Annotated in this window: 13 protein-coding genes; 10 read left to right on the top strand and 3 right to left on the bottom strand. The window is 67.2% G+C overall.

What is annotated here, in order from left to right:
- The first annotated feature begins 476 nt into the window (after positions 1-476).
- Complete coding sequence (locus EYW47_RS42295; RefSeq protein WP_240764115.1) at positions 477-1,097, top strand: hypothetical protein; 621 nt, start codon at positions 477-479, stop codon at positions 1,095-1,097.
- Between the two features lie 329 nt (positions 1,098-1,426).
- Positions 1,427-1,711 carry an RNA-binding protein gene (locus tag EYW47_RS38825; protein ID WP_133200104.1) on the top strand — a complete coding sequence of 95 codons (285 nt, stop codon included), beginning with the start codon at positions 1,427-1,429 and terminating at the stop codon, positions 1,709-1,711.
- A gap of 117 nt (positions 1,712-1,828) precedes the next feature.
- On the opposite strand, the gene nadE is transcribed toward EYW47_RS38825, so the two are convergent.
- Positions 1,829-2,701 carry an ammonia-dependent NAD(+) synthetase gene (gene nadE, locus EYW47_RS38820; RefSeq protein ID WP_377785383.1) on the bottom strand — a complete coding sequence of 291 codons (873 nt, stop codon included), beginning with the start codon at positions 2,699-2,701 and terminating at the stop codon, positions 1,829-1,831.
- Positions 2,702-3,082: 381 nt separating this feature from the next.
- Here nadE and EYW47_RS38810 point away from each other — a divergent pair, with 381 nt between their 5' ends.
- On the top strand, positions 3,083-4,273 hold the full coding sequence (locus EYW47_RS38810) for a L,D-transpeptidase (protein ID WP_240764117.1): 1,191 nt from the start codon (positions 3,083-3,085) through the stop codon (positions 4,271-4,273).
- Positions 4,274-4,352: 79 nt separating this feature from the next.
- Here the strand turns inward: EYW47_RS38810 and EYW47_RS38805 are convergent, their stop codons facing one another.
- Entirely contained in the window at positions 4,353-5,252 is a 900-nt protein-coding gene (locus EYW47_RS38805; RefSeq protein ID WP_133200101.1) for a DMT family transporter, read from the bottom strand.
- A 211-nt stretch (positions 5,253-5,463) separates the two neighbouring features.
- Positions 5,464-7,107, bottom strand: coding sequence for an ABC1 kinase family protein (locus tag EYW47_RS38800; RefSeq protein WP_133200100.1), 1,644 nt, complete (start codon positions 7,105-7,107; stop codon positions 5,464-5,466).
- A 317-nt stretch (positions 7,108-7,424) separates the two neighbouring features.
- On the opposite strand from EYW47_RS38800, the gene EYW47_RS38795 reads away from it, so the two are divergent.
- The 7 genes from EYW47_RS38795 (at position 7,425) to EYW47_RS38765 (ending at position 14,102) form a co-directional block, all read left to right on the top strand.
- A complete protein-coding gene (locus EYW47_RS38795) occupies positions 7,425-8,180 on the top strand; it encodes a DeoR/GlpR family DNA-binding transcription regulator (protein WP_133200122.1) in 756 nt (251 codons plus the stop codon).
- A 430-nt stretch (positions 8,181-8,610) separates the two neighbouring features.
- On the top strand, positions 8,611-9,696 hold the full coding sequence (phnS, locus tag EYW47_RS38790) for a 2-aminoethylphosphonate ABC transporter substrate-binding protein (protein ID WP_133200099.1): 1,086 nt from the start codon (positions 8,611-8,613) through the stop codon (positions 9,694-9,696).
- Between the two features lie 125 nt (positions 9,697-9,821).
- Positions 9,822-10,910, top strand: a complete 1,089-nt coding sequence (gene phnT, locus EYW47_RS38785; RefSeq protein WP_133200121.1) for a 2-aminoethylphosphonate ABC transport system ATP-binding subunit PhnT — start codon at positions 9,822-9,824, stop codon at positions 10,908-10,910.
- The gene (locus EYW47_RS38780) at positions 10,888-11,811 is read left to right on the top strand and encodes a 2-aminoethylphosphonate ABC transporter permease subunit (RefSeq protein WP_133200098.1); all 924 of its coding nucleotides are present in this window, start codon (positions 10,888-10,890) and stop codon (positions 11,809-11,811) included. The genes phnT and EYW47_RS38780 overlap by 23 nt, the downstream gene beginning before the upstream one ends.
- On the top strand, positions 11,801-12,691 hold the full coding sequence (gene phnV, locus EYW47_RS38775; protein ID WP_133200097.1) for a 2-aminoethylphosphonate ABC transport system, membrane component PhnV: 891 nt from the start codon (positions 11,801-11,803) through the stop codon (positions 12,689-12,691). Before EYW47_RS38780 ends, phnV begins: the two co-directional genes overlap by 11 nt.
- Positions 12,692-12,806: 115 nt before the next feature.
- Positions 12,807-13,496: a GntR family transcriptional regulator gene (locus EYW47_RS38770; RefSeq protein ID WP_133200120.1), complete on the top strand. Its 690-nt coding sequence runs from the start codon at positions 12,807-12,809 to the stop codon at positions 13,494-13,496.
- A gap of 51 nt (positions 13,497-13,547) precedes the next feature.
- Positions 13,548-14,102 (top strand): phosphonate degradation HD-domain oxygenase, encoded by a 555-nt coding sequence (locus EYW47_RS38765; protein WP_133200096.1) that lies wholly within the window; start codon positions 13,548-13,550, stop codon positions 14,100-14,102.
- The last annotated feature ends 89 nt before the right edge of the window (positions 14,103-14,191 follow it).

The raw sequence follows: 14,191 nt of genomic DNA, 5'->3' as shown, positions 1-14,191 counted from the left end.
GCCGGATACCGATCGAATGCCAATTGCGGGTTGCACAAATGTGTTCGGGCGCTTGTAGCCAGGATGCCCCAAATGCCGTCGGCTGACTGAACGCCAACCGCCCCCCCAATTCGAACACCCATTCGCGTGCATGCTTTCTCATGCATGCGCAAAGCGGTGACGCTCGAGTCCGCATATTAATCTGCATGACGAATCAAAATCTTCCTTATGACTCGCGGGGTTAGGCATGGATGTCTGTCGGCGCTCCAAAAAGGAACGAGTAGCCGAGCGATGGCTAAAAGGGAAGCTTCGGGAAATGGGTGCCGGTTGAGGCAACGCCAAAAGTGCGAAGAACCGGCCCGGCGCGGCGAGCGGGGGCCGCTGTTACGTGCATCGGTCGGTGCAGCAGATTCACCACGTAGAATTTGAATGTGTTTTAATTACCCGGCATTGACCATCTATTTCGTATCGTACGGCAGCGTACGGTGCGTCGACCCATGAACGCAGAATTGGCAGAAGGACGTCGCGCCGGGCGTCGCATGGCTGAAGGCAGGGCATGGCGGGAGGGCCTGCGCGGCCCGCGCTCGCTCGCTTACGCACTGCATGGCGCGCTGCATGGCGCTCTGTTGGTGTTCGCCGTTGGCGGCGCCGTGCGCAGCGCGCCCGTCATGGCGCAGGACGCGCAACTGCTCGATGCGCGGGTCACCCAGGAGTCGGTGGTGGAGACGATTTGCCGGCCGGGTTACGCCGATACCGTGGCGCCGCCGTTCGACGAAGCGATGGCGCAGAAGGACCGTCTGCTTGCGGCGCGCGGCATCGACTCCGGCGACGGCGTTGCCTACGCGCTCGACCGGCGCGTGCCGATCCTGCTCGGCGGCTCGCCGGATGCCGCCGCGAATTTTGACCTGCTCCCGTGGGGCGGTCATGCCGGCGAACGGCGCAAGTCGCTCCTTACCGTGCGGCTCAAGCGTTGCGTATGCGCGGGGCGGATATCACTCGCTCATGCGCAGGCAGCCATCACCGGCAATTGGGCGCACCAGTACGATCAGCTCACGCGCATGCAATGCGGCACCGATGTGGGCGATACCACCTCGGCGAGCAGCGACGAAGGCCCCTGACGCGCACAATCGCCCCCACAAGGCGGACCCACGATCTCATTTCCAGCGCTTCGATGTGCCCCTGCCAGGCACGATGATTGCGTCCGCAGAATCGGCTTATCCGACCGGCTGCCGTCCGACAATATGACGCAGCGCGCAGGCTGGAGATTGAGACTATCCTGCCTATGATCAATCAATGAGGAGAAGGCGAAATGCTATCGTCAAGTCTTATCCTGCTTGCAGCCGCAGCCGTGCTCGGACAGGCGGTTTGGGCCCGCGCAAAGGCGCGCGCGAGTCTGCAACCCGTGCGGGTGCGAGCCGACCGACCGCGCCGCTACCGGTAGTTCAACATGCACCTGACCGTCTGGAACGTTCCCGAAACCTGTAGCGAAGAAGAAGTGCGCGACTTCGTCAAACGTGAGCTCGGGCATTACGCCAAGAGCGTCACGGTGTACGACGTGGGCACGCCGAACGCGCATGCAGACATCGAACTCGATTCCGAAGTGCCCTACGTGGGTGAATCGGTCGCACGCGAACTGCAGAGCCGGCGCCTTGCCGGTGTCGCACTGCGTGTGAGCGCCGCGCCGTTTGACGGCGAGGCACAGCAGGATGCGCGCCCGGCGTCGGTGCGCTGATTCTTCGTGATGTCGAGCTGATCGCGCCCTGCTTGCAGCGGCGCGATGGCCTTCCAGCGTTGCTTCCTCGTCTCGCTCTCGCCGCCAGATTCCAATCCCCGCCTCGCCCGTGCGCTGTTACTTGCCTGCCATGCCCGGCATTGGGTCGTATGGCGTGTAGGGGAGGGCGCGCTTGTGCCGTGTCGTGTCGTAAAAGCGCAGGATCGTTGCGTAGGCGGCGTCGCTGACCGGCTTGCCTTCCAGAAAATCGTCGATCTCCTCGTAACTGACGCCATAAGCGTCTTCGTCGGATCGCAGTGGGCGCAACGTTTCGAGGTCGGCGGTCGGGATCTTGTCCACGAGCCGCCCCGGCGCGCCTAGCAGGCGCGCAAGCGCGCGTACGCGCCGCTTGGTCAATCCGGCCAGCGGCAGCACATCTGCGCCGCCGTCACCGAACTTGGTGAAGAAACCCATCAATGATTCTGCCGCGTGGTCGGTGCCGATTACGAGGCCGGCGCGTGCGCCCGCCACCGCGTATTGCGCGATCATCCGCTGGCGCGCCTTGATGTTGCCGAGCACGAAGTCCTGCTGGGCCGCATCGGCGAATTTCAGGCCGCCTGCCGTGAGCGATGCGAGCATTGCGTCGGCGGGCGGGGCGACGTCGGCGCTCGAGGTTTCGTCGGGGTCGATGAAGGCGAGCGACTCGGCGGCATCGGCTTCGTCTTGCTGCGTGCCGTATGGCAGGCGCATCGCAATGAAGCGCGCCTCGTGGCCCTCGGCGCGCAATGCAACGGCCGCCAACTGTGCGAGCCGGCCCGCCGTAGCAGAATCGATCCCGCCGCTGATCCCGAGCACCAGCGTGCGCAGCCCGCTCGCGCGCAGGCAGTCGGCGAGAAAGGCAATGCGGCGGCCGCGCTCCTCGGGCGCGGAAAATGCTGTGGCGACGTTCAACTCGGCGGCAATCTCGCGCTGGCGGTGCTGCCAGGCCTCGCGCATGCGGGCGGCGTTCATGCTGGGCTCCTTGGGCGGTCTATCGTTTTATGCTGCGTGCGCCGTACTGCGATTCTCGTGCGTTGTCTGGTCTAATGGCGGACGGTCTTGCCGGGGTGCTGGCCGGATGTGGGCGTCGTGGGGAGCACGTTCTCAGTTGGGCGCGCGGCAACCGTTTCCAGACAAAACGCAAAATCTGCCGGATTCACAATGAATAAAAGCTTCTCGCGCGGCGCTCTTGCGCGCGTGAATGGTGGTGTTTGGGGCGACTCTACGAAGGCCCATTATCGCGGAGTGCGGCGTGTGCCGCTGCGGAGTTGCCGCGTGCTGTGCGCGGCTGCCTGCGCGTGGTTCGCCGCCACAACATGGGCGGCGGATGCCGGGCCCGCCTCGGGCGCGCATGTGGTGTCGGGGGCCGTGCAGGCGGCCCATAAGTCGTCCTCGGGACCCGCCGCGGCGTCTCACCCGGTTGCGTCGGCTGCCACGGCGGCGTCGACTGCGGCTTTGCGCACTGCGCCGGCGGCGGTATCGGGCGCATCGGCGCCTGTACGGGCTTCGTCCGCGCAAAGCGTTGCCCCGGCATCAGTTGCTTCGGCTGCATCGTCGGCCGCTTCGGCATCTTCGGCCTCGAGTGCAGTGCCTGCATCGTCCGCTGCGGTGCCTGCAACGGCGGCTCCGGCGGCATCGTCCGCTGCGGTGCCTGCAACGGCGGCTCCGGCGGCATCGTCCGCTGCAGTGCCGGCAACGTCGGCTTCCGCTCCCGGGCCGGCTCCGCTCACGTTGCCCGAGCATCCCAAGCTCACCGCCGCGCAGGCGGCCGCGCAAACACGCCACGCGCTGGCCGTGCGGCAGACCTTCGCGCGTGACGTGAAGCGTCGATTGCGCGTGCCGCTCGCCGATCAGCGTGCATACGGCCAGCGCCTGCAGGCCGCGCTCGACGAAAAGAACCTCGGCGCGCTGGCGGGCGAGTTCGTCATCCTCGTGGACCGCGCCGTCACTGTCCAGACGCTCTTCATTTACTTCCGCGCGATGCCGGGCGAGCCTTGGCAGATGATCGGCGCTTCGCCCGTTGCGACGGGCCGGCCGGGCGAGTTCGACCACTTCCTCACGCCGCTCGGCGTGTTCGAGCACACGCCCTCGAACATGGACTTCCGCGCGGAAGGCACGATGAACGATAACGGCATCCGCGGCTACGGCGCGCGCGACATGCGTATCTACGATTTCGGCTGGGTCGACGGTGAGCGCGGCTGGGGCAAGGGCGGCCGCTCGCCGATGCGCTTCCAGATGCACGCCACGGACCCCGACCGGCTCGAGCCGCTGCTCGGCATCCGTCATTCGAAGGGCTGCGTGCGTATTCCTGCGTCGCTAAATGCATTCATCGATCACTACGGGATCATCGACGCGGAGTACCAGGCGCTCGTCGATTCGGGCAAGTCGCTGTGGGTCCTGCACCCGAACCGCGAGGTCACGCCGTGGGCGGGACGTTTCATTGTCGTGATCGATTCAGAGCGCAAGACGCGGCCAGCATGGGCGCCGGTGCCGGGCAGCAAGGCGCGCGCAAAGGTGCCCAAGGGCGGCGACACGGCCGATTGAGCGCCGATCGACGGCCGCCGGGAGCGAGGCGCGGCGGGACATGCGCCCGCCGCGCTCCTGTCATGGGGTAGTCCGGCCGTTAGCCGCGTCGCGCGATCATCACGCCCGCTAGCGCGACGCCGAAGCCAGCCATCTGGATCGGCGCGAGCGTTTCGCCGAATAGCAGCCAGCTTTCGAGCGCGGCGAGCGGCGGCGCGAGAAAGAGCAGCGCCGTGGCGCGGGCCGCGTCGCCGTGGCGCACCATCCAGACGAGCAACGTCACGCCCACGCCCGAGAGCATCGCGATGCCCCATGCGAGCGAGATCCAGAGCGTCGTCGATGCAATCCAGCGATGTTCGCCAAGCGCAAGCGCAAGCAGCGCTGCGACAACAGCCGCGCCCGCATTCTGCACCGCGCTCGCGCTGCGAATATCGGCTTTGGCGAGCGAAGTCTTCTGATAGAGCGTGCCAGCGGTGATCGCGCCGACCGCGAGCACCGCGACGAGCACGACTACGAGCGCGTTCGCATGCGTGCCCGAGGCATCGGCAGCCGCGGCCGCGGGGACGCCAGCGGCCGCCGCGCGCAGCTTCGGCATCAGCACGAGCACGACACCCGCGAGACCGAGCGACAGGCCTTGCCAGCGCCGCGTCGTGAGGCGCTCGCCGAACAGCGGCGCGGCGAGCACGGAAGTCAGGAGCGGTTGCAGTGCGCCGAGCAGCGCCATCACGCCCGCGCTCAGCCCCTGTGCGATGGCCCAGTAGCTCGCCCCCAGATACACGCCCTGCAGCAGTGCGCCGGCAAAGAGGTGCTTGCCGAACTCGCGTCCTCGCGGCCATGGCGCACGCTGTGCGAGCGCAACGCACGCGAACAGCGCCGCGGTCCCGCCGAAGCGCGCGAGCAGGAACAGGTTGGGGTCGGCGTATGGCGCAATGGCGCGGGCGACTACGAAGCCCGTCGACCACAGGATGACGAAGAGGGCAGGAGCGAGCGAGGCGAGCATTTTTGTGTTTATGGCAAGAGCGGCGCACGGGGTTGCGACGGCGTTGCGCGGCACGCGCGCGCAAATGCGCCGGTGCGCCGATGCGCCGATGCGCCGATGCGCCGATGCGCCGATGCGCCGATGCGCCGATGCGCGAAAATTTCGCGCCCCATTTTGCAGACAATTTGAGAAAGACCCGAAGTATCGCCCGGGCGGGCCGGGCCGGTCTTGTTCAGGACTGCACGGGTCCGGCGGGTTGGGAATGCACGGCGTGCGGCGCGCTCTCGCGGCTCGCCTGGTTGATGGGGACAGCCGCGAAAACCGTCGCGGCCACGCCGACCAGCACGCCGCTCAATGCGCATGCGATCAACAGAGCGCGCGTGCGCCGGTGCTCGCGGCGCAGCGCCTCGAGCACCGCGGCTTGGGCTTGCACGGCGCCTGGGCCATGCGCCGTGCGGGTGTGATGCTGCATGAAGTGGTAGATGAGTTGCGGCACGCGTGGCGCGATCTGCGCGAGATGCGGCAGCTCCAGGGAGAGCCGCTTGATCCAGCCTTGCGGGCCGAGATCGCGCCTTGCGATGTCCGCGAGCGTGGCGCTTGCGATGCCCCACGCATCGACGCCCGGATGAATCGTGCGCGCAAGCGCCTCGGCGTTGCCGAATGCGCGTTGCGCGGCGGCGAGCCGTGGCGACACCTCGCCGCCGAACGGCTGGACCGAGTGCAGCAGATGATGAAGCAGCGCAGCCGCGCTGCGCGTGCTGGCGTCGCTGGCGAAATGCGCTTCGCTGCGCGTGCGCAGCTCGGCTTCGATCTGCTCGGTGCGTGCATGCGCGGGCACGTGGCCCGCGACGTGGTGCAGTGCAGCGAGCCGCGCGTAATCCTGCTCGAACAGCGCCGTCGCGCCGTGCACGAAGAATTCGCGCTCGGGCGACGAGAGGCTCGTCATCAGCGCCGCGCTCGCGAACACGAGGCGGCCGCGCGTCTGCGGCTCGACACTCACGGCGACGCGCCGGGCGTCGACGGCGGCGTGGAAGAAGCCATGCTCGAAGGCCTGTTGCGTGGTCACCTCGATCAGATGCGCGGCCACGCGCGTCACGTTGATGTGATGTTCCGCCAGTCCGGCGATGTCGGTTACGCGCACCGTGTCGATGTGCTCGACCGTGAGCGTCTGTGCGGTGCAGAAGTCCCAGATCACGTCGGGCACCACAACGCGCGCGTCGTTCGCGAGGCGGTGTCCTGTCTGGCTCAGATTCGCGGCCTGCGCGCGCAGATCGAAACGGCGTTGCAAATCCTCGCGCAGCGTCTGTGCGAGCGCGCGCAGGCCCAGCTTGCGCGCGGCGCCCGAGAAGCGCTCGAGCCAGCGCGCAACGGTGCATAGCAGCGCGGCGTCGTCATCGACTTCCTGAGCCTGCTTCGCGCGCAGCACGCGCACCGTCACCATCTGATGGCCGCTGGCCGGCAGCGCAAGGCGCGCGACGTGGGTCTGCTCGCACCAGCCGTTTTGGCAAGGCGTGGTGTCGATCCACGAGAACAGCGTCTGCGGCGGCTTGCCGAGCGCCGTGTGCAGGGCGTCATCGAGCTGCTGCGGCGTGAGCGGGTCTTCGAAATGCTCGACGGCGTCGATGGCGTCGTGCAGCGTCGTGGCGGCAAGCTCGGGCCTCGTGGCGAGCGTCTGCGCGAAGGCGCCCGCGAGCGGCGCAAGGCGCGGCAGCGCGCTCGACAGATGCGTGGCGAGGCGCTCGTCCTCGCGCATGCGTGCGGCGAGCGAGACGATCCAGTGCAGCTTGTGATGCTCGGGTGCTGCGAGCCAGATCAACCGGATGCCGTAGCGCAGCGCGCAGAACAGGAGATGCAGTTGGCGAAGTCGTGAACGCATGGGGGGGCGGCAGTCGACGGAACGACGAATCGACAAAATGGAGGGCCGTCCGGGTCCCGGGCGGCCAACACGAGATTAGCAGGGATGGCCGCGCGATGGCAGGGCCCGTTCGGTCGGTTTCGGCCTGTTTCGGCGTGTTTTGCGCCTGTTTCGCGCCGGCCCGCCGCGCGCCGGGCGGGCTGTCTGGTGGCGCGGGGCGCGCAATCGGGCAGCCCACCGCTGCGCCAGAGGGCGTGCCGCCAATGGGCGCTGCTCCAGATCACGCGTACTACAATACGGCGGCCTTTCCGATTTCACGCGCAAGCGCGCCCACCGAGATGCTCGCAGAACAACGTCACCAGTACATCCTTTCTGAAGTGAACCGGACCGGCGCGCTTTCTGTGGCGGATCTCGTGCGCGAATTGCGGGTCTCGCGCGAGACGATCCGGCGCGACCTCAACACGCTCGCCGGGCGCGGGCTGCTCGTGACGACTCACGGCGGCGCGCTTTCCAGCGACCGCAGCGAGCCGGACCTCGACGTGCGCGAGGCCGCCAATGCGAGCGCCAAGCGCGCCATCGGCGAGCGCGCAGCAGAGTTCGTGCCCGACGGCGCATCCATCATCATCGATTCGGGCAGCACGACACACGCGCTCGCGCGCGCGCTCATCGACCGCCATCGCCTCACGGTCTATACCAACGACTGGCGCATCGCGCTGCTGCTCGGCCGGCGCAACGAGAACCGCGTGACGCTGCTGGGCGGCGAGCTCTCCGATCAGGAAGAGGCCACCTTCGGCCTCGATACGGTGCACCAGCTCTCGCAATATCATGTCGATTACGCGTTCGTTGGCGCGGGTGGGATCACCGCCGACGGCTGGCTGACCGACTACACGCGCATGGTCGCCGAGGTGCGAAGCCGCATGCTCACGGCCGCCGCCTGCGCGATCGTCGTGGCGGACCACTCGAAGTTCGGCCGCGTCACGCCGGTGCGCATCAACGGCTTCGAGCGCGCCCGTTACGTGATCACCGAGCTCGCGCCCGAAAAGAGCATTGCCCGCGCCATTGCCGCGCGCGGGCCCGAGCTCCTCGTCGCCTGATTTTCTTCTCCTGAGGCTCCCGCCGCCGTGGCGCGCGCACGCGCCGCGCGCCTTGTCCTGCCCGCCGCTCCGGGCGACTCCCTGATCGCTTGCGCATCGCCCCTGGGGTTTTGGCACGCGGTGTCATATGCTTATTTTTGGCGAATTGTGGAATTTTCTGACATTCGCCACAATCGTCATTGCCCTGTCACGAAAACCTGTGATTCTTGCCGGGCCCGTTCAGACGGGGCCGGCGCGCGAGACGGGGCGGCTCCTGATGTGCCATGCGGCACGGCGGTTTTAGGGTGGCAACGGCGGATTGCAGACAATCTGCAATCCGTGCGCCGCACCGGACGGGCATAACAGGCGGCGCAGTCCGCCGACGTTCGACATTCGACTAAACACGCATCGGGTATCCCCGAGCACCTGGTTTCTGCCTTCGGAGAGCGACATGAACCACAGGAATTCCCATCGCGCGGGTTTTGCACGCAAGGTGCTGCCCATGGTGGCCGCCGCCACGCTGCTGCAATGCGCGGCGATGAGCGCCCACGCCGCCGGCGCCGTCGTGCTGTACACGGCCGACGGCCTCGAAAATCTCTACAAGGACGTCCTGCCTGCCTTCGAGAAGAAGGAAGGCGTGAAGGTCAATATCGTGACGGCCGGCAGTGGCGAAGTTGTGAACCGCGCCAATGTCGAAAAGGATTCGCCCAAGGGCGACGTGATCGTCACGCTGCCGCCTTTCATCCAGCAGGCGCAGCAAGGCGGTCTGCTGCAGCCGTACCAGAGCGTGAACTACAAGAACGTGCCGGCGATCGCGAAGGCCTCGGACGGCTCGTGGGCGACGTTCGTGAACAACTACTTCTCGTTCGCGATCAACCCCGAAGTCGTGAAGAACCAGCCGAAGACGTTCGCCGACCTTCTGCATCCGGATTATTCGGGCAAGGTGGCGTACTCGAACCCGGCCACGGCGGGCGACGGCATGGCCGTGATCATCCTCACGACCTCGCTGATGGGCGAAGACAAGGCGTTCGACTATCTGAAGAAGCTCGAGCAAAGCGCCAAGTTCCACACCAAGGGCACGGGCTATCTCGACGTGCTGCTCTCGCGCAACGAGATCTCGGTGGCCAACGGCGACCTGCAGATGGATCTCGACGACGCAGCCAACGGCGGCCTCTCGCTCAAGCCGATCTTCCTCGCCGCCGACGCGGGCGGCCATCCCACGACGTTCCAGCTGCCGTACGCGATCGGCCTGATCAAGAATGGTCCGAACCAGGCGGAAGGCAAGAAGCTGATCGACTATCTGATGTCGACGGAAGTGCAGTCGAAGGTGCCGGACATCTTCGGTATCCCGGGCCGCACGGACGTGGCGCTCACGGGCAAGAACGGCGAAGCGGTCAAGCAGGCGATCCAGGGCGTCAAGCTGATTTCGGTGGACTGGAACCAGGTGATGGCGAAGAAGGCCGACTGGACCGCGCGCTGGAAAAACGAAGTGATCGGCTCGTCGGGCAAGCAGATTGAAGTCGTGAAGCCGCAGTAAGGCGTTTGAGCACTATCTGAGTACTTTGTATGGGACCAGAGCCCGTGCTCCTTGAGCACGGGCTCTGGTCGACAGCTTTGCAGGAGAAGAACCCGGTGAATACCGCAAGCCTTGCGCCGGCCCAGATGGCCCGCGCACTGCCGGATGTGTCCGGCCTGATCGATGCCGCCGATGCGTCCAGCTTCGGCGGCGCAGCGGGCGTGCAGATCGATCGCCTGAGCGTGCGCTTCGGCACGCGCACGGTGCTCGACGACCTGTCGCTCACCATCCGCCGCGGCGAATTGCTGACCGTGCTGGGCCGCAGCGGTTGCGGCAAGACCACCTTGCTGCGTTTCATCGCCGGGTTCATCGAAGCCGATGCGCTCGCTGGCTCGCTCACCGTCGCGGGCCGCGACCTGACCCACGTGCCGCCGCATCAGCGCAACCTGGGACTGCTGTTCCAGAGCTACGCGCTCTTTCCGCATCTCTCGGTGTTCGAGAACGTCGCGTTCGGGCTCAAGGCGCGCCGCGTGCCGTCGCGCGACATCGCGCGGCGCGTGGCGGACGCGCTCAAGCTCGTGCAGCTCGGCGACGCGGGCCACGTCATGCCCGCCCAGCTCTCGGGCGGCATGCAGCAGCGCGTGGCGCTCGCGCGTGCGCTCGTGATCGAACCGGACGTGCTTCTGCTCGACGAGCCGCTTTCGGCGCTCGACGCCAATCTGCGCGCCTCGGTGCGCTCCGAGCTCAAGGCGCTGCACGAGCGGCTGCCCGACCTCACGATCGTCTGCGTGACGCACGATCAGGACGATGCGCTGGTGCTCTCCGACCGCACGCTCCTGATGCGCGACGGCCATATCGCGCAGCTCGGCACGCCGCAGCAGCTCTACGACACGCCCAACGACGCCTACGTTGCGCGCTATCTGGGCGCGGCGAATCTCTTGCCGCCGGGCGTGGCGTTCCCGGTGGGCGACGCGCGTCACGACGTGCGCGACAAGCTCGCCTGCCTGCGTCCCGAAAGCCTGCGCATTGCGCCGCTGGGCGAAGGCAGCCTGCACGGCACGATCGAGTCCGTCGAATGGTATGGCTCGGTGCTCTCGGTGCCGGTGCTGCTCGACGCGATGCCCAACGAACCGGTGCTCGTCACCATGCAGCGCGGCCACGGCATGACGCCGGAAAAAGGCATGCGTGTTTCCCTGCGTTACGAGGCTGACGATGTCGTCCTTATCAACCCCTGATTCCGCTTTTCCGGGTGCCCCGCTGCCAGGCGCCGAAGCGCACGCGGCCGCCGTGCGTCGCCGCGAGCGGCGCGCGCAATGGCATATCGCCTTTCTGCTCGTGTTCGTGCTGGGGCCGCTCGTCGTCTATCCGCTGGTGCGGCTCGTGCTGCTCAGCTTGACCGGCGCGCATGGCCTGAGCTTGCACGCCTACACGGCGTTCTTCGGCAATCCCGATTCGCGCGGCGTGATCGGCACGACTTTGTGGATCCTGTTCCTCAGCGCGGGCCTTGCCTCCGTGCTCGGCGTGGCGATTGCCGCGATCCTGTTCTTCAAGCCGTTTCCGGGCGCGCAGCTCGTGACGCGCTTTCTCGAACTGTTCGTGGCGTTTCCGTCGTTCCTCGTCGCCTTCACGCTGATTTTTCTGTACGGCTCGCAGGGCTCGGTGAGCATTGGCCTGCAGCGGCTCTTTCATCTGCAGGCGCCGCCGCTCGATTTCCTGTTTGGCATCGGCGGGGTAGTGCTTGCGGAAGTGGTGTTCTATGCGCCGTTCGTCGTGCGCCCGACGCTCGCCGCGTTCGCGCTGCTCGACATGCGCTTGATCGAGGCCGCGCGCAGCCTGGGCGCGAACAACCGCATGGTTGCCGCGCGCGTGATCCTGCCGCTCGCGTGGCCTGGCATCGCCGCGGGCACGATCCTGTGTTTTCTGCTGACGTTCAACGAGTTCGGCATTCTGCTCGTGCTTGGCAGCGCGCATCTGGTCACGCTGCCGGTGGCGATCTATAGCTCGGCGACCGTCGATCTCGATCTGCCGACCGCCGCCGCGGGGGCGGTCGTGATGCTCGCGATGTCGCTTTCCCTCTATGCGCTGTATCGGCGCGTGAATCGCCGCAGTCATGGAGGCGCGCGCAATGGCAAGTAATTCCGTAACCAATCCCGCAGCGGCTGCTTCGGACCACATCGCCCTGCCGCCGAAGCATCTGCGCGCGCGGCCCGTCCAGCGCAGCGCCCTCGCGCGCCTCGGCAGCGGCGTGCTGCTCGCGCTTGCTGCACTGCTGTGCTTCTGGCTCTTCGTGCTGCCGGTGATCGTCGTCGCGCTCTCGAGCGTGGCCTCGCACTGGTCGGGCACGATTTTTCCCGACGGCTTCAGCACGCGCTGGTTCGAGCGCCTCGGCTCGAGCGACTTCGACGCGCTCACCACGAGCCTCGAGGTCGGCTTCGGCGTGGCGGTGCTCGGCACCGCGCTCGGGCTGTGGCTCGCGCTGGCGCTCGAAGGGCGCGACCGGCGCGGCCTTGGGGCCATCGCCGACGCGCTCGCGATGGTGCCCAACGGCGTGCCGAGTGTGGTGCTCGGCCTTGCGGTGCTGATCGCCTATCACAAGGCGCCGGTGGATCTGTCGAGCTCGGCGGCGATCGTCGTGTTCGTGCAGCTCGCGCTGGTGCTGCCGTTTTGCTATCGCTGCGCGGCGGCGGCGCTGCGTCCCGAGTTGACCGTGCTGCGCGAAGCGGCCGCGAGCCTCGGCGCGCCGCCTGCCATGGTGCTGCGCCGCGTGGTGCTGCCGCAGCTGGTGCCGGCTATCCGCGCGAGTCTCGCGCTGGGCTTCGCGATTTCGCTCGGCGAACTTGGCGCGACACTCACGGTTTATCCGCCGGGATTCGCGACGGTGCCTATCGTCGTGGTCGGTGCGGTCGAGCGCGGGTATTACCTGCCGGCGTCGGCGCTCTCGCTGATCCTGTTGATCGTGTCGCTGGCGGCGTTGTCGCTGATTGCTGCGCGCGTGCCGCGCCGGCGTGCGGACTGAAATCATGGACGGCATGCGCACCGTTGCGCTGCACCGTCTGGCAGGACGGGCTGGGGACGATGCGGACCCGGCATACGAGCCGGATCGCGGCCCGAGCGCCGTGCGCCTGCCGGCCATGACGCGCGATGCCGATCTGCGAAGCGCGTCGCGCGCCGAAGTGGCGACGCCGCTCGCGCTGGTGCGCGAGCATTCGCTGGCCGATCTCGTGCGCGACGAGATCGAGCGCTGCATCGCGCGGGGCCAGCTCGCGCCGGGCGCGAAGCTCGTCGAGACCGAATGGGCCGCGCGGTTGCAGGTCTCGCGCGGACCCGTGCGTGAAGCGTTTCGCGCACTCGAGCAGGCGGGGCTGGTACTCAACGAGAAGCATCGCGGCGTGTTCGTGCGCAGCGTGTCGGGCGCGGAGGCGGATGAGCTTGCTTCGCTGTGCTCGGTCCTCGAAGAGGCGGCGTGCCGGATGCTGGCGGCGCGTATCGACGCGGCGCAGGTCGCCGCGCTGCACGAGCGGCTCGAGGCAATGCGCGCCGTGCTCGCCGACGACGATGCGTTTGCGCGCGCGTGCGAAGCCTTTCGCGACGCACTGGTCGAGGCGGCCGGCAACGGCAAGCTGTACGAGGCCTGGCGGCGCGCCGTCAACGAGCGGCGGTTGTCGTTGCGCGAGCAGCAGAGCGAGGTGGCGCGGCAGGCGTCCTATGCGCGGCATCGGGCGGTCTTGAACGCACTCGCCTCGCGCGACGCCGACGAGGCGGTCGTCCAGATGCGCACACAGGAGAAACACGATGAGCGGGACGACGGTGACGTCCGTTGACTGACTGGGTCATTGCGCGCCGGCGCGATCAACGAAAGGAGGATGGGCAGAATGGCACTGAGTCTGGAAGATATTCGCGGCTTGTTCGAGCAGCACGGCGGGCAGGCCTATAGTGGCGAGCCGGTAACGCAGCTCGAACACGCGCTGCAAAGCGGCGCACTGGCCGAGGACGAAGGGGCGAGCGAGGAACTCGTGGCGGCGGCCTTCCTGCACGATGTCGGGCATCTGCTCAATCGCCAGGGCGAAACGCCGACCGAGCGCGGTATCGACGATCTGCACCAGTACTATGCGCTGCCGTTCCTGCGGCCGATTTTGCCGGCGAGCGTGCTGGAGCCGATCCGGCTGCACGTCGATGCGAAACGCTATCTGTGTGCGACCGATGAAGCGTACTTCGGGCGCCTGTCACCCGATTCGGTGCGCAGCCTCCAGCTGCAGGGCGGCATTTTCGACGCGGATGGCGCGCGTGAGTTTGCCGAACACCCCTATGCCGACGACGCGGTGCGCCTGCGCCGCTGGGACGACCTCGCGAAAATCGAGGGCAAGCAAACACCGGATCTCGACCACTATCTGCAGATCGTCGATCGTGTGATGCAGCGCCACGCGTGAGCCGGTTTCGCGTCTTTTTCGAGGGGATCAAAAACCCCCTTGCCAGATGACATCCCTGTGACTAGAATTCAGTCCCTTCGCTTCCTGCA

Source organism: Paraburkholderia silviterrae (assembly GCF_004353915.1).
Taxonomy (GTDB): domain Bacteria; phylum Pseudomonadota; class Gammaproteobacteria; order Burkholderiales; family Burkholderiaceae; genus Paraburkholderia; species Paraburkholderia silviterrae.
This window is presented reverse-complemented; position numbering and strand designations above follow the sequence as displayed.